General features: G+C 62.9%; 20 protein-coding genes and 1 pseudogene. 9 read left to right on the top strand and 12 right to left on the bottom strand.

Features of this window, described 5'->3' with window-relative positions; all coding sequences use genetic code 11:
• Positions 1–46: 46 nt before the first annotated feature.
• Positions 47–838, bottom strand: coding sequence for a hypothetical protein (locus HWX91_RS34135; RefSeq protein ID WP_028197370.1), 792 nt, complete (start codon positions 836–838; stop codon positions 47–49).
• A 376-nt stretch (positions 839–1214) separates the two neighbouring features.
• Between HWX91_RS34135 and HWX91_RS34140 the strand changes: the two genes are divergently transcribed.
• Entirely contained in the window at positions 1215–2996 is a 1782-nt protein-coding gene (locus HWX91_RS34140; protein ID WP_028197369.1) for an ATP-binding response regulator, read from the top strand.
• 68 nt (positions 2997–3064) lie between these two features.
• On the opposite strand, the gene HWX91_RS34145 is transcribed toward HWX91_RS34140, so the two are convergent.
• The 4 genes from HWX91_RS34145 to HWX91_RS34160 all read right to left on the bottom strand — a co-directional run bounded on the left by HWX91_RS34145 (position 3065) and on the right by HWX91_RS34160 (position 6778).
• Complete coding sequence (locus tag HWX91_RS34145; protein WP_028197368.1) at positions 3065–3823, bottom strand: response regulator transcription factor; 759 nt, start codon at positions 3821–3823, stop codon at positions 3065–3067.
• Positions 3824–4165: 342 nt separating this feature from the next.
• Positions 4166–4360: a hypothetical protein gene (locus tag HWX91_RS34150; protein ID WP_028197367.1), complete on the bottom strand. Its 195-nt coding sequence runs from the start codon at positions 4358–4360 to the stop codon at positions 4166–4168.
• Positions 4335–5339: a cytochrome d ubiquinol oxidase subunit II gene (gene cydB, locus HWX91_RS34155; protein ID WP_028197366.1), complete on the bottom strand. Its 1005-nt coding sequence runs from the start codon at positions 5337–5339 to the stop codon at positions 4335–4337. Before cydB ends, HWX91_RS34150 begins: the two co-directional genes overlap by 26 nt.
• 26 nt (positions 5340–5365) lie before the next feature.
• Positions 5366–6778 (bottom strand): cytochrome ubiquinol oxidase subunit I, encoded by a 1413-nt coding sequence (locus HWX91_RS34160; RefSeq protein WP_028197365.1) that lies wholly within the window; start codon positions 6776–6778, stop codon positions 5366–5368.
• 420 nt (positions 6779–7198) lie between these two features.
• On the opposite strand from HWX91_RS34160, the gene HWX91_RS34165 reads away from it, so the two are divergent.
• From HWX91_RS34165 to HWX91_RS34180, 4 genes are all read left to right on the top strand, one after another.
• On the top strand, positions 7199–8344 hold the full coding sequence (locus tag HWX91_RS34165; protein ID WP_028197364.1) for a CaiB/BaiF CoA transferase family protein: 1146 nt from the start codon (positions 7199–7201) through the stop codon (positions 8342–8344).
• A gap of 178 nt (positions 8345–8522) precedes the next feature.
• The gene (locus tag HWX91_RS34170) at positions 8523–9824 is read left to right on the top strand and encodes a CitMHS family transporter (protein WP_028197363.1); all 1302 of its coding nucleotides are present in this window, start codon (positions 8523–8525) and stop codon (positions 9822–9824) included.
• Between the two features lie 86 nt (positions 9825–9910).
• On the top strand, positions 9911–11077 hold the full coding sequence (locus tag HWX91_RS34175; RefSeq protein WP_028197362.1) for an acyl-CoA dehydrogenase family protein: 1167 nt from the start codon (positions 9911–9913) through the stop codon (positions 11075–11077).
• 18 nt (positions 11078–11095) lie between these two features.
• Positions 11096–11857, top strand: a complete 762-nt coding sequence (locus HWX91_RS34180; protein WP_028197361.1) for an IclR family transcriptional regulator — start codon at positions 11096–11098, stop codon at positions 11855–11857.
• An 8-nt stretch (positions 11858–11865) separates the two neighbouring features.
• On the opposite strand, the gene HWX91_RS34185 is transcribed toward HWX91_RS34180, so the two are convergent.
• Complete coding sequence (locus tag HWX91_RS34185) at positions 11866–12537, bottom strand: DUF2867 domain-containing protein (protein ID WP_244144175.1); 672 nt, start codon at positions 12535–12537, stop codon at positions 11866–11868.
• 285 nt (positions 12538–12822) lie between these two features.
• Here HWX91_RS34185 and HWX91_RS34190 point away from each other — a divergent pair, with 285 nt between their 5' ends.
• Together HWX91_RS34190 and HWX91_RS34195 are read left to right on the top strand one after the other, a co-directional pair.
• Positions 12823–13647, top strand: a complete 825-nt coding sequence (locus HWX91_RS34190; RefSeq protein ID WP_028197359.1) for an NAD-dependent epimerase/dehydratase family protein — start codon at positions 12823–12825, stop codon at positions 13645–13647.
• A 29-nt stretch (positions 13648–13676) separates the two neighbouring features.
• Positions 13677–14969 carry an MFS transporter gene (locus HWX91_RS34195; RefSeq protein ID WP_028197358.1) on the top strand — a complete coding sequence of 431 codons (1293 nt, stop codon included), beginning with the start codon at positions 13677–13679 and terminating at the stop codon, positions 14967–14969.
• Positions 14970–15074: 105 nt separating this feature from the next.
• On the opposite strand, the pseudogene HWX91_RS34200 reads toward HWX91_RS34195, so the two are convergent.
• The 3 genes and pseudogenes from HWX91_RS34200 to garL all read right to left on the bottom strand — a co-directional run.
• A pseudogene (locus tag HWX91_RS34200) lies at positions 15075–15440 on the bottom strand (endopolygalacturonase); the annotation flags it as partial.
• 72 nt (positions 15441–15512) lie between these two features.
• Positions 15513–16427, bottom strand: coding sequence for a 2-hydroxy-3-oxopropionate reductase (locus HWX91_RS34205; RefSeq protein ID WP_081833102.1), 915 nt, complete (start codon positions 16425–16427; stop codon positions 15513–15515).
• 11 nt (positions 16428–16438) lie between these two features.
• On the bottom strand, positions 16439–17239 hold the full coding sequence (garL, locus tag HWX91_RS34210) for a 2-dehydro-3-deoxyglucarate aldolase (protein WP_028197355.1): 801 nt from the start codon (positions 17237–17239) through the stop codon (positions 16439–16441).
• A 227-nt stretch (positions 17240–17466) separates the two neighbouring features.
• Between garL and HWX91_RS34215 the strand changes: the two genes are divergently transcribed.
• Positions 17467–19050: an aldehyde dehydrogenase (NADP(+)) gene (locus HWX91_RS34215; RefSeq protein ID WP_028197354.1), complete on the top strand. Its 1584-nt coding sequence runs from the start codon at positions 17467–17469 to the stop codon at positions 19048–19050.
• A gap of 122 nt (positions 19051–19172) precedes the next feature.
• Here HWX91_RS34215 and HWX91_RS34220 read toward each other — a convergent pair whose 3' ends face one another.
• The 3 genes from HWX91_RS34220 to kdgD form a co-directional block, all read right to left on the bottom strand.
• Positions 19173–19916 (bottom strand): FadR/GntR family transcriptional regulator, encoded by a 744-nt coding sequence (locus HWX91_RS34220; protein WP_028197353.1) that lies wholly within the window; start codon positions 19914–19916, stop codon positions 19173–19175.
• A gap of 198 nt (positions 19917–20114) precedes the next feature.
• On the bottom strand, positions 20115–21467 hold the full coding sequence (locus HWX91_RS34225; protein WP_028197352.1) for an MFS transporter: 1353 nt from the start codon (positions 21465–21467) through the stop codon (positions 20115–20117).
• A gap of 214 nt (positions 21468–21681) precedes the next feature.
• Positions 21682–22599: a 5-dehydro-4-deoxyglucarate dehydratase gene (kdgD, locus tag HWX91_RS34230; RefSeq protein WP_028197351.1), complete on the bottom strand. Its 918-nt coding sequence runs from the start codon at positions 22597–22599 to the stop codon at positions 21682–21684.
• Positions 22600–22836: 237 nt separating this feature from the next.
• Here kdgD and garD point away from each other — a divergent pair, with 237 nt between their 5' ends.
• Positions 22837–24426 (top strand): galactarate dehydratase, encoded by a 1590-nt coding sequence (garD, locus tag HWX91_RS34235; protein WP_028197350.1) that lies wholly within the window; start codon positions 22837–22839, stop codon positions 24424–24426.
• The last annotated feature ends 9 nt before the right edge of the window (positions 24427–24435 follow it).

The raw sequence follows: 24435 nt of genomic DNA on the forward strand, positions 1-24435 counted from the left end.
GAAGAAGAAACCCGCTGCCGCTCCACGCCGGTCCTTGAAGAGGCTATTAGGCGGCTACTTCATTCATTTCGCTGTCGCTCGATTCGGCGGCGAGCAGGTTCAGCGCGAGCAGAATCACGGCGCGATTGTCGACGTCGATTTCGATGCCGAGCGCGTCGGTCAGCCAGCGGCCGATCTTGGTATTGGAAAATTCGGCGGCGCCGGCCGTCTTTTTCATGGTGACGCCAAGTTTGACGGCGCGATAGTGATATGAGGGCACCCGATGCTGAGCTGCGACTGCCGACAAGCCACCTTTGCCTTCCGAGCACCAGCCGAGACTGCCGGCCAGCACGATGCGCTCCGGCTCGTCGAGGCTGTCGATGAAGGCGCGCGCCGCGAGCCGCACGCCGGCTTCGTCGAGACCGTATTGCAGCAACACGCTTTCGACCGGGTCTTCCAGTGCCTGCGCGTGCAGATCGATTTCCTGCGCCATGCCTTCGTTTTCCATCGACACATTGCGTTGATGGCCGGCGCTGCGCAGGCAGTCGATCAGGTAGCGGCGAAAATACGCGCACAGTGCGTAGCCGTTGGACGGCGCGCTGTCGGCGCAGGCGTTGGTCTCCGTGTGGCCGGGTGCGAGGCGCAGTACTTTCGCGTAGATGAACTGTGCGACCAGTTCTTCCTTGTCCTCGCCGAGGGCCTGGAGTTCAAGCGGGTGATAGGTACGCAGCGCCCGCTTGACCAGATCGACCATCGACACCATTTCGTCGCCGGACAACTGGGTGCGGCGGCGCCACAGGTCGGGCAGGATCGCATCGTCGAGATTGCGGACGAACGCGTGGCTCGGAACTGCGCCCATGAAAACCTCCATAAGGGGAAAGACAGGGAGCGCGGGGAGCCTCGACTGCAGGCAAGGAAGGCAAGCTGGAATTGTTAAACCGCGCTTGAAAGTGACGTCAGTATGGTTTCCGGCGGCGGCTTCGCCTATATGGATTAAGTGGTAGCTGATGGGTAAACTGTCGGGTAAACCATTCGTGCGTCCGGCTGGTTTTGCCTGTTTGCCTGTGTGCCTTCTGAAAGCCGTGGGTTGCACCGCAAGGCCGCAACGGCGCGGTCGAGTACCGCAATACCTGATGCCGTACCTCCCGCGCGCCGGGCCTGCACGATGTCCGCGTCGCTGAACTTCCGTCCAACGCCATCGAATCTGCCGTGCCCGACCAAGAGGAGACCGCATGATGCGGGCCGCACCCATCCAGCGTGCAATCGACGAAGACCTGGTGCGCGTGCTTTACGCGCAAGATCCGATCGCTTTCTTTTCCCACTGGTTCTCGATCGCGGTGCTGGTGGCGATCTACTGGCCGAATATTCCGTCGCCGCGGCTGTTCGTGGCGTGCTTCGGGTTTTATGCGGTGGCCAATTGCGCCGGACTCGCGTTGTGGATCTGTCATCGCCGCTACCCGCAGCTCGTCACACCGCGCGGCTGGATCAACCTGCATGCGGTGCGCGGTGTGTTGCTGTATAGCGGGCCGGGGCTCGCGGTGTGGTTCGCGTTCCAGAGCCCGCAAACCGACTTGCCGCTGCTTCATACGGTGATGCTCGTCACGCTGGCCGCCGGCGTGTTCATGTCGAACGGCTTCGATCTGCTTAACTTTTCGACCTCGATTCCGTTCCTGCTGCTGCCGTCGATCGTGCTGCACTTCGGCACGCATACGTTCGACCGCACGATTCTCGCCATCGTCCTCGCGTTCTTCTTTTGCGCGATCAACGTCTACGCGCTGAGCTATCGCAAGCTGTTCCACCAGGTGGTGCAGGCGCGTGTCGATCAGCAATATCTGGCCGAGTCGCTGGCGGCGCAAAAGCGTGTCGCCGAAGAGGCGAGTCTTGCCAAAACGCGATTTTTTGCGGCCGCGAGCCATGATTTGCGGCAGCCGCTGCATGCGATCGGCCTGCTGGCGGCTTCGCTCAACGACACGGCGGCGACGCCTGTGCAGCATGCGAAGACGGCCCAGCACATCGTCTACAACGTCGAAGCGTTGAACCAGTTGTTCAACCAGGTGCTCGATCTTGCCAGGCTCGAAAGCGGCGTGACCCAGGTGATCCGTTTGCATTTCCGGCTTGCGGAACTGTTCGAACGGGTTGGCAGCCAGTACCGCCCGCAGGCCGCGGCCAAGGGCCTCGCGTTGCGGATCGCGCCAACCTCGATGGTCCTGCACGACGATCCGGTGCTGATCGAACGCGTGCTGAGCAATCTGCTCTCGAACGCGGTGCGCTATACCGACGAAGGCGCGATCTGGGTGGGGTTCCGCCGCGCCGGGCGGCCTACGGGCGGCTATATCGAGGTGCGCGACTCCGGCGTCGGCATTCCGGCCGAGGAACACGAACGCATCTTCGAGGAGTTCTACCAGGTTGCCAATCCGCAGCGCGACGCGCGCCAGGGGCACGGTTTGGGTTTGCCGACGGTGAAGCGCCTCGTCGAGATGCTCGAAGGCGAGTTGCAATTCCGCTCGGCGCCGGGGCGTGGCTCGACATTCCGCTTTCCGGTGCGCACGGGCGACGCCAGGGCGATTATCGCGAGCCTGAACGAGACCGTGGGGAGTGGGCCGTCGGCGCAAGGGCGGCGCGTGCTATGTATCGACGACGAACCGTCGATACTCGAAGGTCTCGCGAGTCTGCTGGGGCGCTGGGGGTGTATCGTGCGTGGGGCACGCGACGAGGTCGACGCGCTGGTCGCGCTGGAAGACGGTTTCGTGCCGGATGCCGTGCTATGCGACTACCAGCTGGCCAATCACCGAACCGGCGCGCAAGCGCTCGCGGCCGTGCGCAATGTACTCGCACGGGCGGGGCATGAGGGCGTGGTGACCCTGCTGATCACGGGCGACATGGCGTCGGCGGAACTGGCGGCGCTGGCCTTGCAGGGCATTCCGGTACTGCACAAACCGGTTACGCCGGCGCGCCTGCGGCGCACGCTGGAAATGCTGTGGCAGCAGGCGGAACTGGACAAGGGGCGAGCGGCCTAAAGTGCGGCATGCAAGGCGGCACGAGCGCCGCCCGTCGAGCCGCGCTTACACGGTTGCAGGTCGCAGGATTACAGGGTTTTCCCAGCCTCGAGCCAGCCGTTGATCACGGCGATCGCCATGGACCGGTTGTGCACGCCGAGCGCCCGGAAGATCACCGACAGGTGGACCTTGACCGTCCCTTCCGCCACACCCAGTTCGCGCGCAATCATCTTGTTGGTCCAGCCGCGGTGCACGAGCCGCATGATGTCCTGCTGCCTGGGCGACAGGTTCTCCAGCAAATGCTGCTGGTGCGGTTGCAGCGCCTGGAGTTGCGCGATCGGCTCTGTAACTGTGGCGCCGCCTTGCGCCGGGGCATGGGTGGCTCCCGGAGCGGCCAGCTCGCCCGCCGCGTCGGCATGCACCGGGGCGGCTTGCGTCTCGCGCGAGCCCAGCAGGCTGAGCGCTTCCATCGGCACATAGGCGCCGCCCGACAGAACCAGTTCGATCGCCTTGAGCATGACGCTGGCGGGTTGCCGCTTGGGCACGAAACCGAGCGCGCCGGCGGCCAGCACCGCGCGCATTTCGTCGGGCGATTCTTCAGCGGAGAGGACCACGACCGGCAGCGCGGGGTTCGCCTTCAACAGCATCTCCAGTGACGAAGCGCCGCCCATGCCGGGCATGTGCAGATCGACGATGGCGAGGTCGTGGTCGGCGTCGGGCCGCGCGGCGGCGGCAAGGGTTTCCCAGCTGTCGGCTTCGTCGAATTGCGCGTCGGGATCGAGACCGCGCAACAACCCTTTGACGCCTTGCCGGATCAGTTCATGGTCGTCGGCCACAAGAAACTTCATAATGTCTCCGCGAGTCGGACCTGCGCGTTGTGGACTACCACCGCCGTGCTTCTGGCTGCTCTTGCCGTTTTACTTCTATTTTCGTCTGGCGTCATTGCCCGTTACCCCGCGATCATATGCCGATCGATGGCGCGGCGGGCTTCGCGGCCCGCCGCATAATTTGACAGTCTTATTTATATGATCGCCGGCTGGTTCGATGCACCAGCTTATTGTGTAAGGCAGGTCTCCCGCGCATAGGTTCCGGCTTGGTAGGAAGACGAACCGAATGACACAATTTTGAAGCGTTCTACGCGGGAAGCCGCAGGTTATGCGCGCCGGATTGGATCACGCCAATACATCATTTCATTTGACCGCGAATAACGTCGCGTTCATCAGCAGCTTGAACGCGAAACCGAGCGACACCGCCGAACCCACGCCGAAGCACCACAGCGCGATGAACCAGAGCCAGCCGGGCAGTCGGCGCGCGGGCGGGTGAGGCGCGTTGTTGCGGGCGATGTCGGCGCCCGCGTCCTTAGTGATAGTGATGTTGGTCGCCATGACGCACCTTGCCACGAAATACCCAATAACCCATCGTCGTATAAGCGATGATGATCGGCAGAATGACCGCCGCGCCGACTAGTGTGAACATCTGGCTCGAGCGTGGCGCGGCGGCTTCCCAGAGCGTCATGCTCGACGGAATCGCATACGGCCACAAGCTCACCAGCAGCCCGGCATAGCCGAGCAGCACCAGCACGAGCGCCAGCACGAACGGCGTGTTGTGATGCCGTGCACGTACCGCGCGATGCATGAAGAACGCGCAGATCGCGACAAGGAACGGCACCGGCAGCAGACGGTAGAACAGATTGTCGTGGAACCAGCGTTGCGCGATATTCGGATCTTGCAGCGGTGTCCACAGGCTGACCATCGCGATGAACCCCAGCAGCACGAGCGTCAGCGGCCACACCACGCGATGCAGGCGGCGTTGCAGATCGCCTTCGGTTTTCGCGACCAGCCAGCAGCAACCGAGCAAGGCGTAGGTAATCACCAGACCGAGGCCTGTCAGCAGACTGAACGGCGTGAGCCAGCCGAAGGCGTCGCCCGCGTAGCCGCCGTCGATCACCGGAATGCCCTGCAAAAATGCGCCCAGCACGATGCCCTGAAAGAAGGTGGCGCCCGCTGACCCGCCAATGAAGGCCAGGTCCCACAGATGTTTCGTGCGCTTGGCCTTGGCGCGAATCTCGAACGACACGCCGCGGAAAATCAGGCACACCAGCATGAAAATCAGCGGCAGATACAGCGCGGACAGCACGGTCGAGTAGACCACCGGAAACACCGCGAACAACGCCGCGCCACCGAGCACCAGCCAGGTCTCGTTGCCGTCCCACACAGGGGCGACGGTGTTCATCATCAGGTCGCGTTCCTTCTCATCGGGGAAGAACGGGAAGACGATGCCGATGCCCAGATCGAAGCCGTCGAGCACCACGTACATGAATAGGCCCAGTGCGATGATCGCGGCCCACGCTACGGTTACGTCCATTTTCTTTCTCTTTCCGGCAAGTGAAGTCAGGTGGCGTCGATCATCTGATCGGCGGCGGACAGCGGGCGGCGCGCGGTCTGATCCGGCGCGTGTTCAGGTACGCCGTGCGGGGTGTGTCCCGGCAGTGCAGGACCCGCGCGCATCAGCTTGAGCATGTAGTAGATGCCGGTGCCGAACACGAGGAAATAGACCACCACGAACGCCATCAGCGAGATACCGACCTGCTGCGTGGTGAGCGGCGACACCGCCTGCGAGGTGCGCATCACGCCGTACACCACCCACGGCTGACGGCCTGCTTCAGTGGTGACCCAACCCGCCAGCAACGTGATGAAACCGCTCGGGCCCATTACGACGGCCACGCGCTGGAACCATTTCGCTTCGAACAGGCGTTGGCGGCGGCGCAGCACCCATGCGGCCACCGACATCACGATCATCAGCACGCCGAGACCGGCCATGATGCGGAAGCTCCAGAACACCACCGTCGAGTTCGGCCGGTCTTCCGGCGGGAATTCCTTCAGACCGCGAATCTCGCCGTCCCAGCTGTGCGTGAGGATCAGGCTGCCCAAGTGCGGGATCGACACGGCATAACGCGTGGTCTCCGCCTGCATGTCAGGAATGCCGAACAGATTCAGCGGCGTGCCGCCTTTCTCGGTTTCCCACAGACCTTCGATCGCGGCGATCTTGGCCGGCTGATACTTGCGCGTGTTCAGACCATGCTGATCGCCCACGAAGGCCTGAATCGGCGTGAGGATCAGGAGCAGCCAGAGCGCCATCGAGAACATCTTCCTGACGGCCGGATCGCACCGGCCGCGCAACAGATGCCACGCGCCGACCGCGGCCACCACCAGCGCCGCGACGATGAACGCCGCCAGCGCCATATGGGCGAGACGGTACGGGAACGACGGATTGAAAATGATCTTGAACCAGTCGAGCGGCACCACATGGCCGTTCACGACTTCAAAACCTTGCGGCGTTTGCATCCAGCTATTGGACGCGAGAATCCAGAAGGTCGAGATCAGGGTGCCGATCGCGACCATCAAGGTGGCGCCGAAGTGGGCGCGTGGACTCACGCGCTGCCAGCCGAACAGCATGATGCCGAGGAAGCCCGCTTCGAGGAAGAACGCGGTCATCACTTCGTACATCAGCAGCGGTCCGGTGACAGGTCCGGCGAAACTGGAAAAGCCCGACCAGTTGGTGCCGAACTGATAGCTCATCACGACGCCGGAGACGACGCCCATACCGAAGGCGACTGCGAAGATCTTCGACCAGAACAGGCAAAGATCTTTGTAGTACGCCTTGCCGGTTTTCAACCAGCGCCATTCAAGGACGGCGATGAAGCTGGCGAGGCCGATGCTGAGCGCCGGAAAAACAATGTGGAACGAAACGGTGAACGCAAACTGAATGCGGGCGAGATCGAATGCCGAGATTGCGGAGTTCATGAGCGTGAAGTGGCTTAGGTGCGTCGTGCCCGAAGGCGGACTACGCGCGTCGACCGTTGTCGGTGCGCACTGCGCTAGGCAGATGGCGCAAGAGTAGGGGAAGGCGAAGTTTTTTGCTGCGACGCGACGTGCGTCAAAAAACCACCTTGTTTCACGCGAATTTTCGATTTTGAGACGGCAAATCATTGATAGGTATCAAGTTTTCCTAATTGCGTGCTTGCCGGCGTTTCGCGTGGGCGTTACGAAACTGCGGCAATAGACCGCGCTGCAACAATGGACGAGGCGCCTTCGTAATCGATGGCAGCGATGCGGTGTTGCCTCGCAAGCCGCTTGACTTCGATATTTTCTGGGCATAAAGTTTTATTCATGCGCAGGAATAAACGGCCGGGGCATACCCTTCGGCCACTCAGGAGACAAGCCTTGCTCAATCTCACACCCGGCTCGCTCGCGGGGCTCCGCATCGTCGATCTGTCACGCGTGCTAGGTGGTCCGTACTGCACGCAAATCCTCGCCGATCACGGCGCCGAGGTCGTCAAGGTCGAACCGCCTAACGGCGACGAAACCCGCACCTGGGGGCCGCCGTTCGACGGCGATACGGCCTCGTATTTCGTCGGCGTGAATCGCAACAAGCTCGGCGTCACGCTCGATCTGACGCAGGAGCCGGAGCGTCGGAAACTGCTCACGCTGCTCGAGACGGCCGACGTGCTCGTCGAAAACTTCAAGATCGGCACCCTGGAACGCTGGGGGCTTGGCTATGACACGTTGCAGACGCGTTTTCCGCGGCTCGTGCATTGCCGCGTGTCCGGCTTCGGCGCGGATGGCCCGCTCGGCGCGTTGCCGGGCTACGACGCGGCGGTCCAGGCGCTCACCGGCTTGATGAGCGTGAACGGCGAGGCGGGCGGCGCGCCGTTGCGCGTCGGCGTGCCGATCGTCGATCTGGTCACCGGACTGAACGCGGCGCTCGGCATCCTGATGGCGCTGCGCGAACGCGAGACGAGCGGGCGCGGTCAGTTCGTCGAGTCGACCTTGTTCGACAGTGCGCTGTCGATTCTGCATCCGCATACGCCGAACTGGTTTTACTCGGGCAAAGAGCCGCAACGCAGTGGCAATGCGCATCCCAACATCACGCCGTACGACATGTTTCATACCGGCAGCGTCGACATTTTTCTGGCCGTGGGCAACAACGCGCAGTTCGCGGGACTGTGCGCCGTGATCGATGCGCAGGCGCTCGTCGACGATCCGCGTTTTGCCAGCAACAAGGAGCGCAGCGCGCATCGCCGTGAATTGCGCGCGGAACTCGAGAAACACTTTGCGTCATGGGAAGGCGAATTGCTCGCCGACACGCTGATTCGCCGTGGCGTGCCGTGCGCGCCGGTGCTCGGATTGGGTGCGGCGCTGGAGCATCCGCATACGGCGCATCGCGGCATGCGCGTGGAGATGGGCACGTACAGAGGCATCGCGTCGCCGATCAAGCTGAGCCGCACGCCGGCCAGTTACCGCAGCACGCCTCCGGCGCTCAATGAGCACGCCGAGCAGGTCTTCGGCAAACCGGGTGCGAACGACTGACGTTTTCGCAGCACCTCGCTCAATCTGGATTCACCCCGTCGATACAACAAAGAGCGGCCGCGTGCCGCCAAGGAGACAGCATGTGCATTGACCGCGCAGGACGACGCTCGCCGTCGGGTTTTACGTCGTGTTTCATCGCGCCCGGTGAGTGGACGCACAGCACGCAAGGAGCCACGCAATGCTCGCGCTGATCGGCACGGTTGCCATTGTCGCGTTGTTCGGGCTGATCATCACGAAGCGCCTTTCGCCGCTGGTCGCACTGATCGTCGTGCCGATCGTGGCGGCGCTCGTCGCCGGCTTTGGGCTGTCCACAGGCAAGTACATCGTGCACGGCGTGCAGAACATCGGGCCGGTAGCGGGTATGTTCGTGTTTGCGATTTTATTCTTCGGCATCCTGACAGATGCGGGCATGCTCGATCCGATCATCAACGGCGTACTCCGCGTGGTCGGCTGCCATCCGACGCGCATTGTGATGGGTTCGGCTTTGCTCGCGCTGCTGATTCACCTGGACGGTTCCGGTGCGGTGACGTTCCTTGTCACGCTGCCCGCGATGCTGCCTTTGTACACACGGCTCGGCATCGACAAGCGGATTCTCGCGTGTGTGGCATCGATGGCGGCGGGTGTCAATTTTCTGCCGTGGGTCGGGCCGATGCTGCGCGCCTCGGCCGCCTTGCATATTCCCGGCACGGTGATTTTCTATCCGATGATTCCGGTGCAGATCGTCGGCCTGATTTTCGTGTTCGGCACTGCCTATGTGCTCGGCAAACGCGAAGAGAAGCGTCTCGGTCTCGATCGTGCGAGTGCGGCAACGGTTTCGGTCACGCCTCGCGAACTCTCGCCTGAGGAACTGGCGTTGCGCCGCCCCGGCCGCTTCTGGATCAACCTTGCGTTGACGCTGATCGTGCTGGTCACGCTGGTGTCGGGCATTGTCGACCCGATGGTGATGTTCATGCTGGGCACGGTTGCCGCGTTGATCGTCAACTATCCGGACGTCAGGCAGCAGCGCGAGCGTATCGACGCGCACGCCAAAGCCGCGCTGATGATGGCGAGCGTTCTGCTCGCGGCGGGCGCGTTCACCGGCATCATGTCCGGCACCGGTATGCTCACGGCGATGGCGCAGGTCGTGGTGCAGCACGTGCCGGTCGACCATGCGCGCCATATGCCGTTCGTGCTCGGGCTCGTCTCGATGCCGTTGAGTCTGTTGTTCGATCCGGATTCGTTTTACTTCGGCATTCTGCCGGTGCTGGCGGAGAGCGCAAAGATACTCGGTGTGCCGCCGGTGCAGATGGCGCAGGCCGCCCTGCTTGGTCAGATGACGACCGGTTTCCCGGTTAGCCCGTTGACGCCCGCGACGTTTCTGATCGTCGGTCTGACCGGCGTCGAACTCGCCGAGCACCAGAAATTCACGATTCCCTTTCTGTTCGCCGCCACCCTCATCATGGTGTTGACCGCGGTGCTGGTTGGCGTGTTTCCGCTTTGAATGGCTTTGAGCGCGTCGCGCAGATGGTGGGCGAGGCGCAGGTACTGAACAGTTTTGATCCAGCAGTGACGACCCAGGACGTAGATATGAATTTCGACCTCACCGAAGACCAGCAATCGATCCAGGCCGCGATCGAAAAGATCTGCGAAAAATACGACGACGAGTACTGGCTCGCCCGCGATCGCGACGGCGGTTTCCCGCATGACTTTCATCGCACGCTGGCCGATGCCGGCTGGCTCGGGATCGCAATGTCGCCGGAATATGGCGGCTCCGGTCTCGGCATGACCGAGGCCGCGCTGATGATGCGCACGATCAGTGGCTCGGGCGCGGGCTTGTCGGGAGCCTCGGCGGTGCATATGAATATTTTCGGGCTGAATCCGGTGCAGGTGTTCGGCAACGACGAGCAAAAGCGCCGTTTCTTGCCGCCGCTGATCGAGGGCCGGGACAAAGCGTGCTTCGCGGTAACCGAACCGGACGCCGGGCTCGATACCACGCATCTGAAAACCCAGGCTGTGCGCGACGGCGACCACTATGTGCTGACCGGCCGCAAGATCTGGATCTCCACGGCGCAGGTTGCGAGCAAGATGCTGATCATCGCGCGGACCACGCCGCTCGAGCAGGCCGCCAAGCCGACCGACGGCCTCACCCTGTTCTATACCGACCTCGACCGTGAGCACGTGGAGGTGCGCGAGATCGAGAAGATGGGCCGCAAGGCAGTCGATTCGAACATGCTGTTCATCGACAACCTGCGCGTGCCGGTGCAGGATCGTATCGGCGACGAGGGCGCGGGTTTCCGCTATCTGCTGCACGGGCTGAACCCCGAGCGCATCCTGATTGCCGCCGAGGCCATCGGTCTCGGCCAGGCGGCTTTGAGGCGCGCGACGCAGTACGCGAAGGAGCGGGTGGTATTCGGCAGGCCCATCGGCCAGAACCAGGCTATTCAGCATCCACTGGCTCAAGCCTGGATGCAACTCGAAGCGGCCAACCTGATGGTGTTCAAAGCCGCTTCGCTGTACGACGCCGGCCAGGCCTGCGGCGCCGAAGCCAACGCCGCCAAGTACCTCGCCGCGGAAGCCGCCTTCCAGTCATGCCAGACGGCGATCGCCACGCTTGGCGGGATGGGCTACGCGAAGGAATATCACGTCGAACGTTATCTGCGGGAGTGTATGATTCCGAGGCTCGCGCCCGTGAGCCCGCAGATGATCATGTGTTTCATCGCGGAGAAAGTGCTGGGCCTGCCGAAGTCGTACTGAGCATTTCACCTCGCCGCCATGGATGTCAAACTCGTTGCCCGCACCTTAGACCTGTTCGAACTGTTCGCCGCCGAACAACGGCCGCTGCCGCTCACCGAACTCGCGCGTTTGCTGAACGTGCCGGTGTCGAGTTGTCTCGCGCTCGCCCGCACGCTGGTGAGCCGCGGTTATCTGTACGAGGTCAGAAAACGCGGCGGCTACTATCCGACGCGTCGCTTGCAGTTGCTCGCAAGCGCGATCAATGCGGTCGATCCGATTGTCGAGATGGTGCATCCGCGTCTCGTCGAATTGCGCGACGTGAGCGGCGAGACCGCGGTGCTCGGCAAGATTCACGGTACCGCCGTGGTGTATCTCGATGTGGTCGAGTCGACCAAGGCGATTCGCTACACGCGCGCGCCGGGCGAGTTGCGTCCGTTGCATGCGAACTCGATCGGCAAGGCGATTTTTGGTGAACTCGATGCCGCCGCGCAGCAGTCACTCGGCACGCAACTGTCGTTCGAACGCTTCACGGCGGCGACCGTTGCCGATCTGCCCGCGCTGGTCGCGCAAGCGGCGGCGGCAAAGGCGCTAGGCTGGTGCGCCAATCTCGGCGAGAGCGCGCCGGAGTTGTCGGCGATCGCGGTTGCCGTGACGATAGGGGGAGAGCTGTACGGCCTTTCGGTGGTGGGCCCAACCGAGCGCATCCAGAAAGATCAGCAAGCCCATGCGGCCGAATTGCTGCGCGTGAAGCGGGCGATCGAGCTTCAGGAGCAGCACGAGCCGCAGCAGCCGCACGAATAAGACGCCGCTCAGGCCGTCGGCCAGCCGATGCGCGCCGCGCGGCGCAACGATGCGCGAACCACCAGGCGGTGGAACGGGGCGATGGCGATGATATAGAAACGACCGAGCCCGTTGTGGCAATGCACGACGGTAGACAGGATCAGATAGCGCGTGCTGCCCTCGTGCGTATCGCGCGTTTGCTGCAACAGCGAAAGCCGGAAGTCGAGATGGCTGTCGTTCTCGCCGAGGATGATCTCGCGCGCGCTACGCGTGTAGATTCTGAAGATGTCGACGCGTTCTCTCGTGCTGGGCGAACCAGCCGCGCGCAGCTCCTTTGCCGTCTTGATTCCGAAACGGGCGACCAGCGCATCGCGCAGGCTCAGGAGTTTCGCCACCCATCGCGGCTGGTGCGCAAACAGAAAACGCGCGAGTAATTCCGGGTCGTCAATGGTGCCGTCCGGCAGGCGGACGGCGTACGCATCCGCGAGGTCCGGGGCATCGTAAAGGCGGGCTACGCCGGATTCGGCCGGCACAGCGACGCAAAGCACGGAACGGCTGGTATCTGGCATGGGAAGCGGCGGAGCTGAAGATAGGTCGTGGTAAAAGGGGCGGCGTCGCTGCGGGCTCGCCGCGGTTCGATCGCGCGAATACGCGTCAAGTCTACGCGCGTCGGCCGGCGCGCGCTCGAGCACCGGTGTCATTCAACCTACCGAACGTGTTGACCAGGTGGCGCATGAGTTTGCGTCAATTCACGCGCAATGTTATATGACGTCATATAAATATAACGAGCATCATGCCTTTGATTGCTAACAACAATTTGCCAAACAGTGCAAATTACTAGGGGTAAATGCCTGGTTGAAATCCATCTGCGGATCGTAAATAGTACGTTATCGTACAACTAAGGGGCCAATCCGGTCCCGTGCCGCCGCGGCTCCTCTGCATGCCGTCACCCGGCTCGATCGCGCCCAGCGCTGTAAAGGAAACTTATGAAGAAAATTGCCCTGAGTGGCGCCGGCGGCCAACTCGGCTCCGTAGTGCGCGCGGCATTGATCGCTCGCGGGATCCCCTTGCGTTCGGCCGCGGGTTCAAAGGCTTTAGTGCCATTGGTGGAAGGCGAGGACATCATGCATGGCGACCTGCGCGATCCCGCCGTCGTCGATCGCCTGCTGGCCGGCGTCGATGTGCTGATTCATTTCGCCGGTACGAGCGTGGAGCGCCCGCTCCCGGAAATCATCGACAACAATCTGCGCGCGCTGGTCGAAGTGTACGAAGGCGCGCGCCGCCAGGGCGTTCGCCGTGTGGTGTTCGCCAGCTCGAATCACGCGATCGGCATGTATCCGGTCACCGAACATCTCAGTCTCGACTGCGCGCTGCGCCCGGACGGTTTCTACGGTCTGAGCAAGGTGTGGGGCGAAGCGCTTGCGCGCATGTATTGGGACAAGCACGGCATCGAGAGTATTTGCGTGCGCATCGGTAGTTGTCTCGAACGGCCGACCGAGCCGCGGCATCTGAGCACCTGGTTCGGTCATGACGACCTGCTGCATTTTCTCGACCGCTGTGTCGAAGCAGAGGACGTCGGTTTCATCACCGTGTGGGGTGTGTCGGCCAACCAGCGCAGCTGGTGGGACAACAGCGGCGCCAGCCGTCTGGGTTATCGGCCGACGCAGGACGCCGAGGCCTACGCCGAGGCAATCCTGGCGCAGCCGAACCCGCTCGATGCATTGGGTCAGCGTTACCAGGGCGGCAGCTTCGTCGGCATCGATTACTCGCGCGACGACGGCGTCGCCGTCGCCGCGGGCCGGCCGTCCTGATTGGTTAAGCAATACGAGGAGACACAGTCATGAAAATCAAGGGCATCCGCTGGTGGATGGTCAGCCTGGTCGCAGCGGGACTCATCATCAATTACCTCGCGCGCAATACGTTGTCGGTGGCGGCGCCGACGTTGATGAAGGACCTCAACATCACGACCGCGCAGTATTCGCACGTGGTGGTCGCGTGGCAGCTTTGCTACGCGTTCATGCAGCCGGTCGCGGGCTATGTGCTCGACACGGTCGGCACCAAACTCGGCTTTGCGGCGTTCGCGCTGGCCTGGTCGCTCGCCTGTGCGGCGGCGGCCTGGTCGACGGGCTGGCGCAGCCTGGCGTTCTTTCGCGGCGTGCTTGGCATCGCCGAAGCGGCCGGTATCCCGGCCGGCGTCAAGGCGACGAGCGAGTGGTTCCCGGCGAAGGAGCGCTCGGTCGCGATCGGCTGGTTCAATATCGGCTCGTCCGTGGGGGCGCTGCTGGCGCCGCCGCTGGTTGTCTGGGCGTTGCTGCACGGCCAATGGCAATGGGCGTTTCTGATCGTCGGCGTGGCGGGGATTGTCTGGAGCGCGCTGTGGATGCTGCTGTACAGGCATCCGCAGAAACAGAAGCTGTTGAGCGACGCCGAGCGCGAATACATCCTCAGCGGGCAGGAGGCGAAGCACAGCGAACTCGGCTCGGTCAAACGCAGTTGGACTGCCATGCTCGGCAGCCGCGATTTCTGGGCAATCGGTATTCCGCGGATTCTTTCCGAGCCGGCGTGGCAAACCTTCAACGCGTGGATTCCGCTCTACATGATGACCGAGCGGCACATGAACCTGAAGGAAGTCGCGCTGTACGCGTGGATGCCTTTTCTGGCGGCGGATATCGGCTGCGTACTCGGCGGCTACCTGAGCCCGCTGTTTCATAAGTATGCGAAGGTCTCGCTGTTCACGTCGCGCAAGCTGGTTTTCGTGGTTGGCGCGCTCTGCATGATCGGGCCGGCCTGCGTCGGGCTGGTGGCGAGTCCTTATGCTGCCGTTGCGTTGCTGTGTGTCGGCGGCTTTGCTCACCAGACCCTGTCGGGTGCGCTGTACGCGATCACCTCCGACATGTTCGGCAAGAACGAAGTCGCTACCGCCACCGGCATGGGCGGCATGGCGGGTTACCTGGGCGCGGCGGCATTCACGGCGCTGTTCGGCGTGCTGGTCACGCAGATCGGCTACAGCCCGTTGTTTGTGGTGCTGGCGGTGTTCGACATCATCGCGGCGGGTGTGGTGTGTCTGTTGGCCCGAAGCAGCGACAAGACACCCGAGCCGCGCTGGACGGCAGTGAGTGCGGTGGCCAAGTGAGTGGCAAAGTGAATAACGTTTAACGCCAGCTCGCGAAGCACTCCGGATAATGAAAAATGGCGGCGCCCGAGGGCGCCGCCATTTGTTTTGCCTCCCGCTTATCCGTCAGCCCACCAGCGAACTGTTATACGTGATGCCGCCAATCACCACGTTGCTGAGCGTGATGGCTTTTACGTTGTTCACGAAGACCGGTCCGGGCGTGGTCGTGGTTGCCGGTCCCGTGCAGATCGGCGTCCCCAGGTTGCAGTTCGAGATCGTCACGCCGGTGATCGGCTGGATCGCCGGCACCGGCAGCGGGCCGTTGTAGTCCGCTGCCACGGGACCCTGCGCGACGATCGCCTGGAAGCATGAAGCCGACGTCGCGGAGAAGCCCGCGGGCATCGCGTAGCTCACCGAACCCGAGGTGTTGGTCGCGTTCACATTCGAAATGTTCACGTTGTTGATCGTTGCCGGGAACCGAGCCCGGAACGCTCGCGCCTAGCACCGCGCCCACTTTCTATTTGCATGGAAAGTGGGGCGGCGCTGGGAGCCGGGCTGGCGGCTTCAGGCGGTTTGCTGGCCGATTTCGTGATTGGCGAGTATTTCGAGCGCGCGAACCATGGCCGAGTGATCCCATGCTTTGCCGCCATGCGCCACGCAGGCGTTGAAGAGCGCCTGGCAGGTGGCCGTATTCGGCAAGGAGACGCCAAGTGCCTGAGCGGTCGAGAGCGCGAGATTCAGGTCCTTCTGGTGAAGCTCGATGCGAAAACCCGGGTCGAAGGTACGCTTTGTCATCCGTTCGCCGTGTACTTCGAGAATGCGCGAGGACGCAAAGCCGCCCATCAACGCTTCGCGCACGCGCGCCGGATCGACGCCGGCCTTGGAGGCGAGCAGCAACGCTTCGCCGACGGCTTCGATCGTCGCGGCGACGATCACCTGATTGGCCACCTTGCACACCTGGCCCGCGCCGACGCCGCCGATCAGCGTGACATTCTTGCCCATCATGTCGAAGAGCGGCTTGACGCTCTCGAAGGTGGCGGTTTCGCCGCCTACCATAATGGTCAGCGAGCCGGCCTTGGCACCGACCTCGCCACCGGAAACCGGTGCGTCGAGATAGTCCGCGCCGCGCTCACGCACGCGGGCCGCGAAGTCGCGCGTAGCCATCGGCGAAATCGAGCTCATGTCGACCACGATCTGTCTGGGGCGCAACGCATCCGCGAGTCCCTGTTCGCCAAACAGCACGCGTTCGACGTCCGGCGTGTCCGGCACCATGACGAAGATCACGTCGGCATGAGCAGCCACGGCGGCCGGGCTGTCGCATGCGGTAGCGCCGGCCTGGGTGAGTTCATCGGGCACGCCGCTGCGCGTGAACGCGGCAAGGGCGACGCCGTTCTTGAGAAGGTTGGCGGCCATGGGCTTGCCCATGATGCCGAGTCCAATAAAGCCTGCTTTTTGCATGGAATGCTCCGTGGATGTCATGGCGGCCGTGGTTACTTCCGGTCCGCCTGTTTCTGCATGAAGTGTTGTTGGACCGTCTGTGCGGCGGTTTTCAGCAGCCCCATATCCGCACAGACCGCGACGACGCGGCAACCCATCGAAAGATAGCGCTCCGCGTCGGCCTGCACGGGGGCGAGGATGCCGCTCGGCTTGCCGGCCGCCTCAGCGCGTTCGAAGACCTGCGCGATCACCTGCTGCACGTCGGGGTGGTTCGGGTTGCCGATATGGCCGTAGGCGACCGCGAGATCGGACGGTCCGACGAAAACGGCATCGACGCCGTCCACGGCGAGAATCTCGTCAATGTTGTCGATGGCCTTGCGGCTTTCGATCTGAACGATCACGCAGACGTTGTCATTGGCGACGTCGAAGTAGTTGGCGACCGTTCCATAGCGGTTGCCCCGGTGACTCACCGAGACGCCGCGGATACCTTGCGGCGGGTAACGCGTTGCGGCGACGGCGCGCCGCGCGTCTTCGGCGCTGTCGACGAACGGCACCAGAAAATTCGAAAAGCCGCTATCCAGCAGCCGCTTGATGAATACGCTGTCGTTGGCGGGCGGGCGCACCACCGGTGCGCTCGGGCTGTCCTTGAGCGCCATCAATTGGGGGATCAGAGTGAGAACGTCGTTCGGCGCGTGTTCCGCATCGAGCAGCATCCAGTCGAAGCCGATCACGCCGAGCAATTCCGTGACAATCGGGCTGGCAAGCGAGGCCCAGCAGCCGATCAGGGTTTCGCCGCCGCGCACGGCGTGGCGAAAGCTATTGGGTAAGGGCTGATAAGGCGTGGCGGCTGTCATGGGGATGATGTCTCCTTGAACTGCGAGTAAGCGGGGCAAGCACCGGCCGTTGCTGAAGTGGATGTTATAAGTTGTCGTACGTCTTGGCAAAGATTAGCATTGGCCTGTGGGCTTGTAACTGCCACGTAAACCCGAATTCCTCATTCGACAAGGGTTTCGGGTTGCGCGAGGGGTGTCCGATGTTGTAGGATGACCTATATCTGAGACGTCCATCCAAGGAAAGCGAAATGTCTATTACCGGCGAAATGCTGATAGGCCGCAAAGCAGTGCGCGGCGAGGAAAAACCCTTGCGCGCGTTCAATCCCGCCACGGGCGCCGAGATCGCCGAGCCGGTGTTCGGCAGCGGCTCGGCCGCGAATGTCGAACTCGCCTGCGAACTCGCGCAGCAAGCGTTCGACGCCTACCGGCATCTGCCGCTCACGGTGCGTGCCGAGTTTCTCGAGCGTATCGCGGATGGCATCACGGCGCTCGGCGACGCGCTGATCCAGCGTGCGCACGAAGAGTCGGGCCTGCCGAAAGCGCGTCTCGAAGGCGAGCGTGGCCGCACGACGGGCCAGCTCAAACTGTTCGCGCAAGTCGTGCGCGCCGGCCAATGGCTCGCAGCCACACTCGATTCGCCATTGCCCGAGCGCAAGCCTTTGCCGCGCTCCGATCTGCGGATGCAGAAGATTCCGCTGGGCCCGGTCGCAGTGTTCGGCGCCAGCAACTTCCCACTCGCGTTTTCGGTGGCGGGCGGCGATACCGCAGCAGCGCTCGCGGCGGGTTGTCCGGTGGTGGTGAAGGCGCACCGTGCGCACCTCGGCACTTCGGAGATGGTCGGCCGAGTGATTCAACAGGTCGCGATGGATATGGACTTGCCGGAAGGCGTGTTCTCGCTGATCGTCGGCGCGGGCAATTCGGTCGGCGAAGCGCTGGTCGCGCATCCGGCCATCAAGGCGGTGGGCTTCACGGGTTCGCGCGCGGGCGGTACGTCGCTGATGCGCGTCGCGGCGGCCAGAGCCGAGCCGATTCCGGTTTACGCGGAAATGAGCAGCATCAACCCGGTGTTTCTTCTTTCGAATGCATTGTCGCAACGCGGCGATGCCATCGCGCGTGGCTTTGTCGATTCGCTGGTGTTGGGCGCAGGGCAGTTCTGTACCAACCCGGGGCTCGCGATCGCCGTGGATAGCGACGCACTCAAAGGCTTCATTGCCACGGCGTCCGAAGCACTGAGCGGCAAGCCGGCGCAGACCATGCTCACGGCCGGCATTCACGCCGCCTATGAAGAGGGCGAGGGCAAACTGGCGGCAACCCGCGGTGTCGAAACGGTTGCGCAAGGCGTCGATGCAACGGGTCCGACGCAGGCGCGCGCGGCGTTGTTCGTGACCGATGCGCTGACGTTCCTCTCCACACCGGCGCTGGAGGATGAGGTTTTCGGACCGGCGTCGACCATCGTGCGTTGCAAGGACGAGCAGGAATTGCTCGCGGTGGCCGAGCATTTTGCCGGTCAGTTGACCGCCACGGTGCAGATGGATAGCGCGGATCTGCCGGCGGCGAAGAAGCTGGTGCCGATTCTCGAGCGCAAGGCGGGCCGGATTCTGGTCAATGGTTTCCCGACCGGCGTCGAGGTTTCGCACGCGATGGTGCACGGCGGGCCGTTCCCGGCCACCTCCGATAGCCGTGCGACGTCGGTGGGGACGACCTCGATCGAGCGCTTCCTGCGGCCGGTGTGCTATCAGGATTTCCCGGCCGATCTGTTGCCGGTGGCGCTCGCCGACAGCAATCCGCTGGATTTGTGGCGCCGTCGCGATGGCGAGATTACGCGCAGTTAAGTGGCGCAGTTAAGTGGCATAGCTAAGTAATGTGTGAGCGGCGCATGAGGAGTGGCGCCGCCGCGCAAGATAAAAAAATGGACGGGATATCCCGTCCATTTTTTTGCGTGCAGCGCAACGTTTCAGCTATTTGCTTCCGCGTTTTCATTGGCGCGCCGCAGCCGCTCGCGGCTATTGGACAGATGCATGCGCATCGCGGCACGCGCGCCTTCGGCGTCGTGGCGCGTGATCGCTTCGAGAATGCTCTCGTGTTCCAGATTGACGAGCGACAGATACGCATCGGGTTCGGCCCGCGCGATTCCCGCCGAATCGAGCCGGTTGCGCGGGATCAGCGCGCTGCCCATTTGCGTGAGGATGTCGACGAAATACCGGTTGCCGGTGGCGCGCGCCACGGAGATATGGAACTGCAGGTCGGCGTCGACGCTATCCAGCCCGTTGTGGCGGGTGGCTTCGATCGCGTCGAGCGCGGTACGCATGCGCGCGAGGTCGTCCGGCTTGGCGCGTTGGGCGGCAAGGCCGGCGCATTCCGTTTCGAGGCTGATGCGCAGTTCCAGGATCGACAGCACGTCGCGCAAGGTGGTGGCCGGCACCATGTCGATGCCCAGCTTTTCGCGCTGCGGCTCCAGCACGAAACTGCCGATGCCGTGACGCGTCTCAATGATCTTGCCCGCCTGCAAGCGTGAAATTGCCTCGCGAATGACGGTGCGGCTCACGCTCAGCGTGACCATCAGTTGCGACTCGGTCGGCAGCTTGTCGCCGGGCTTCAAGGCGTTGGACGCGATTTGCTCGGTGACGTAGCTGACGACAAACTCGGCAAGATTGCGCGCGCGTCGTGGCGGTGCCGCGGATGCCAGTGGTGTAGCCATCGAAAACGCCCCTCGAATCAGATAGTTGCAGATACTTCCTGCGATTCATTATACCGTCGTCTGACGACTGATTATATAAATGCGGGATCATTTTCGGCGTCGACGCCAGACGTGTTGCCGACGCCCGGTTTCAGGCGCCAGGCGGTTAAGCCGATTTGTTCGGGCGGCGGGCCGGGAAGTACGATAACAGCCTGAGCGCTAGCTCAGGCGGAGTTCGACCCGTTTGATGTCTTTCACGATCACGAGGTAGCTGAACACCGTCAGCAACGCATTCAGGCCGACGAAAACCAGCGCGCCGTTGAACGAGCCGGTCTTCGCGACGAGGTAGCCGATCACGATCGGCGTCACGATGCCGGCGACGTTGCCGAACATATTGAAGATGGCGCCCGACAGACCGAGCGCTTCCTTCGGTGAGGTATCCGCCACGACGGCCCAGCCGAGCGCGCCGATGCCCTTGCCGAAAAACGCCAGCGACATGAGCGCGACGACGATCCAGTCGGTCGACACGTAGTTGCAGCCGATAATGCACACCGACAGCAGCATGCCGCCGACAATCGGCACCTTGCGTGCGACGGTGAGCGAGTGCCCGCGCCGGATCAGCCCGTCGGACAGGATGCCGCCGAGCACGCCGCCGGAGAATCCGCAGATCGCGGGCAGCGACGCGACGAGACCCGCTTGCAGAATCGTCATGCCGCGCGCCTGGACGAGGTAGATCGGAAACCACGTCAGGAAGAAGTAGGTCAGCACATTGATGCAGTACTGCGCGAGATAGACCCCGAGCAGCATGCGATTGCCCAGCAGTTGACGCACCAGCGACCAGCCGCCGGCGCCGGCGATGTCCTCGGTCTGAACTGCTTTTTTGTGCCCGTTCACCACGCCGCCGCCCTGTTCGATGTAGTCGAGTTCGGCGCGTGACACGCGTGGGTGGTCGGCGGGGTTCTTCATCACCTTCAGCCAGGTGAGGGCGAGCAACAGGCCGGCCGCGCCCATCACGAGATAGACCGTATGCCAGCCGAACGCGTGGGTCAGCCATGCCATCAGCGGCGTGAAGATAACCGCCGCGAAGTATTGCGCCGAATTGAAAATGGCCGAAGCGGTGCCGCGTTCGTTGGTCGGAAACCAGCTGGCCACGACCTTGGCATTGGCCGGGAAGGCCGGCGATTCAGCGGCGCCCATGGCAAAGCGCAGCACGAACAGCGCGATGACGGCCGCCGCCGCGCTGCCCAGCAAACCGATCGAGCCTTGCAGCAGCGTGAACAGCGACCACAGGAAAATGCTTGCCGCGTAGACGCGCCGTGCGCCGAAGCGGTCGAGCAGCCAGCCTGCCGGCAGTTGCGACAACACATAGGCCCAGCTGAATGCGGAGAAGATGTAGCCCATCCTGATCGCATCGAGCCCGAACTCGGCGCGCATCGCGGACCCGGTGACCGAGAGCGTGGCGCGGTCCGCGTAATTGAATGTCGTGATCAGAAAGATCAGCAGCAGAATCGCGTAGCGGACTTTGGTGCGCTTTGCGACGTGCGCAGCGCTCGCGGTGCGGCTTATTTCCATCGCCATCTCCAGAATTGTTATCAGTGAAAAAACGCCCGGCGACGTTGCCGTCCCGGGCGCTCTTTGCGGTGCCTTGTGCGCGATCCGGCTTCACAATGCCGGGCGCCTTGGTGCGTCATTGCCGTGCGCTGCTGCATGCCTTACTGCATGCGCGGCTTCACGTGCGAGCTCATGTGCGCCCCATCATTTGCAAGGCCACGCGCAGCTTCACACGTTATTGCGCGCCGAGCTTCTTGATCAGCACGTCGAGTTGCGCCATTTCTTCTTCGGTCAGATCGGTCAGCGGCGCACGCACCGGACCCGCGCTGTGACCGACGAGTTTCGCGCCGGCCTTTACGATGCTGACCGCGTAGCCCTGGCGGCGGTTGCGGATCTTCAGATACGGCAGGAAGAATTCGTCGATCAGCTTGCCGACGGTAGCGTGGTCGTCCGCGGCGATCGCGCGGTAGAAGTCCATCGCGGTCTTCGGGATGAAGTTGAACACGGCCGACGAGTACACCGGCACGCCCAGCGCCTTGTAGGCCGCAGCGTAGACTTCAGCGGTCGGCAGGCCGCCGAGGTACGAGAAACGGTCGCCGAGGCGGCGGCGGATCGACACCATGTTCTCGATCTCGCCCACGCCGTCCTTGAAGCCGATCAGGTTGGGGCAGCGCTCGGCCAACCCTTCGAGCATGTCGGCGTTAAGCTTGGAGTTGGCGCGGTTGTAGATGATCACGCCCATGTTCGGCACCGACTTGCAGACTTCTTCCGCGTGCGTCGCAATGCCTTCCTGGCAGGCTTCGGTCAGGTAGTGCGGCATCAGCAGAATGCCGTTTGCACCGTGGCGCTCCGCTTCCTGCGCGTAGGCGATCGCCACACGGGTCGGGCCGCCGGCGCCGGCGAGAATCGGCACCTTGCCTTTGCAGACTTCAGTGGCAGTGCGCACGACATTCGAGTAGTCGTTATGCGTGAGCGAGAAGAATTCACCCGTGCCGCCGGCAACGAACAGTGCCGAAGCGCCGTACGGTGCGAGCCATTCGAGGCGCTCGGCATAGGTGTTGGAGCGAAAATCGCCTTGTTCGTCGAAGTCGGTAACGGGGAAGGACAGAAGGCCTTCGGAAACGATCTGCTTGAGTTCCTGCGGTGTCGTCATGATGAATATCCAGGGCGTCGAATAGGGGCCGTGAGCGAGGGCCGTAAAAGGTTGTACTTGGAAATTGAGAATCCTTATACGTCATCGTACAACAACGAATCGACTAACTCAACAGTGTTTTGACGGCATAATGCTCGTCATAGGGTAAATACGGAACTCTCGGCAATCTTTCATGTTGTAGGATGACGTATGAATTATTGCCGTAGCAGGCGTGAAATCGCCACAAGGATCGATGTAATGGAACAAACCCCGCTCTACATTCGCGTTCACCCCAATGACAATGTCGCGATCGTCGTCAACGACGGCGGTCTGGGAGAGGGCGCCGTGTTTCCCGATGGCCTCGCACTGCGCGAGCGTGTTCCGCAAGGGCACAAAGTCGCGCTGGCCGATCTCGCGGAAGGCGACGAGGTCATCCGCTATAACGTGGTGATCGGTTACGCGCTCAAGGCGCTGCCGAAGGGCAGCTGGATCAACGAACACGTGATCCGTATGCCGAGTCCGCCCGGGCTGGAAGATCTGCCGATCGCCACCATCAAGGCGCCGGACATGCCGCCGCTGGAAGGCTTCACCTTCGAGGGTTATCGCAATGCCGACGGCTCGGTCGGCTCGCGCAACATTCTGGCGATCACGACCACGGTGCAATGCGTGGCCGACGTGGTTCAGCATGCGGTCACGCGTATCAAGGCCGAACTGCTGCCGCTCTATCCGAATGTCGACGATGTCGTGAGCCTCGGGCACACCTATGGCTGCGGCGTCGCGATCGACGCGCCGGACGCGATGGTGCCGATCCGTACCGTGCGCAACATCAGCCTGAATCCGAACTTTGGCGGCGAGGTGATGATGGTCAGCCTCGGTTGCGAGAAGCTGCAGCCCGAACGCCTGATGCCGCCGGGTACGATTCCGATTGCCGCGGCGGCGAATGTCGCCGAAGTGGCCGACATCGGCGACGTCGAGGCCGATCTGAACGGCGGCGTGGTCGTGCTTCAGGACGACGCGCACGTCGGCTTCCAGTCGATGATCGAGTCGATCATGAGAATGGCCGACGGCCATCTGAAGCGGCTCAACAATCGCCGCCGCGAAACCTGCCCGGCCGCCGATCTGGTGGTTGGCGTGCAATGTGGCGGCAGCGACGCATTTTCCGGGCTGACCGCGAATCCCGCGGTGGGTTTCGCCACCGATCTGCTGGTACGCGCCGGCGCCACGGTGATGTTCTCCGAAGTGACCGAAGTGCGCGACGGGGTCGATCAACTGACGGCGCGCGCGGCCAACCCGGAGGTGGCTGCCGCGATCATCCGCGAGATGCAGTGGTACGACGATTATCTGAAGCGCGGCGGCGCGGACCGCAGCGCCAACACCACGCCGGGCAACAAGAAGGGTGGGTTGTCGAACATCGTCGAAAAGGCGATGGGCTCGATCATCAAGTCGGGCAACTCGGCCATTTCCGGCGTGTTGTCGCCCGGTGAAAAGGTCCGGCAGAAGGGCCTGATTTATGCCGCCACGCCGGCTAGCGATTTCATCTGCGGCACGCTGCAGGTCGCCGCGGGCATCAACCTGCATGTGTTCACGACTGGCCGCGGCACGCCGTACAGCCTCGCGGAAGTGCCCGTCATCAAGGTCGCGACGCGCTCCGATCTCGCGCGCCGCTGGCACGATCTGATGGATATCAACGCCGGTACCATTGCAACCGGCGCAGCGACAATTGAGGACGTGGGTTGGGAGTTGTTCCGCCTGATGCTCGACGTCGCTAGCGGACGTAAACAGACCTGCGCGGAGAAGCTCAAACTCCACAATGCATTGACGCTGTTCAATCCGGCGCCGGTGACCTGACAGCTCCGC

This window comes from Paraburkholderia fungorum, assembly GCF_902833645.1.
In the GTDB taxonomy this organism is placed as follows: domain Bacteria; phylum Pseudomonadota; class Gammaproteobacteria; order Burkholderiales; family Burkholderiaceae; genus Paraburkholderia; species Paraburkholderia fungorum.

Bases quoted from the DNA above. Each gene is read 5' to 3' on its own strand.
- HWX91_RS34135 (WP_028197370.1), bottom strand. From the start codon at position 838: ATGGGCGCAGTTCCGAGCCACGCGTTCGTCCGCAATCTCGACGATGCG.
- HWX91_RS34140 (WP_028197369.1), top strand. From the start codon at position 1,215: ATGCGGGCCGCACCCATCCAGCGTGCAATCGACGAAGACCTGGTGCGC.
- HWX91_RS34145 (WP_028197368.1), bottom strand. From the start codon at position 3,823: ATGAAGTTTCTTGTGGCCGACGACCATGAACTGATCCGGCAAGGCGTC.
- HWX91_RS34150 (WP_028197367.1), bottom strand. From the start codon at position 4,360: ATGGCGACCAACATCACTATCACTAAGGACGCGGGCGCCGACATCGCC.
- cydB (WP_028197366.1), bottom strand. From the start codon at position 5,339: ATGGACGTAACCGTAGCGTGGGCCGCGATCATCGCACTGGGCCTATTC.
- HWX91_RS34160 (WP_028197365.1), bottom strand. From the start codon at position 6,778: ATGAACTCCGCAATCTCGGCATTCGATCTCGCCCGCATTCAGTTTGCG.
- HWX91_RS34170 (WP_028197363.1), top strand. From the start codon at position 8,523: ATGCTCGCGCTGATCGGCACGGTTGCCATTGTCGCGTTGTTCGGGCTG.
- HWX91_RS34175 (WP_028197362.1), top strand. From the start codon at position 9,911: ATGAATTTCGACCTCACCGAAGACCAGCAATCGATCCAGGCCGCGATC.
- HWX91_RS34180 (WP_028197361.1), top strand. From the start codon at position 11,096: ATGGATGTCAAACTCGTTGCCCGCACCTTAGACCTGTTCGAACTGTTC.
- HWX91_RS34185 (WP_244144175.1), bottom strand. From the start codon at position 12,537: ATGACACCGGTGCTCGAGCGCGCGCCGGCCGACGCGCGTAGACTTGAC.
- HWX91_RS34190 (WP_028197359.1), top strand. From the start codon at position 12,823: ATGAAGAAAATTGCCCTGAGTGGCGCCGGCGGCCAACTCGGCTCCGTA.
- HWX91_RS34195 (WP_028197358.1), top strand. From the start codon at position 13,677: ATGAAAATCAAGGGCATCCGCTGGTGGATGGTCAGCCTGGTCGCAGCG.
- HWX91_RS34205 (WP_081833102.1), bottom strand. From the start codon at position 16,427: ATGACATCCACGGAGCATTCCATGCAAAAAGCAGGCTTTATTGGACTC.
- garL (WP_028197355.1), bottom strand. From the start codon at position 17,239: ATGACAGCCGCCACGCCTTATCAGCCCTTACCCAATAGCTTTCGCCAC.
- HWX91_RS34215 (WP_028197354.1), top strand. From the start codon at position 17,467: ATGTCTATTACCGGCGAAATGCTGATAGGCCGCAAAGCAGTGCGCGGC.
- HWX91_RS34220 (WP_028197353.1), bottom strand. From the start codon at position 19,916: ATGGCTACACCACTGGCATCCGCGGCACCGCCACGACGCGCGCGCAAT.
- HWX91_RS34225 (WP_028197352.1), bottom strand. From the start codon at position 21,467: ATGGAAATAAGCCGCACCGCGAGCGCTGCGCACGTCGCAAAGCGCACC.
- kdgD (WP_028197351.1), bottom strand. From the start codon at position 22,599: ATGACGACACCGCAGGAACTCAAGCAGATCGTTTCCGAAGGCCTTCTG.
- garD (WP_028197350.1), top strand. From the start codon at position 22,837: ATGGAACAAACCCCGCTCTACATTCGCGTTCACCCCAATGACAATGTC.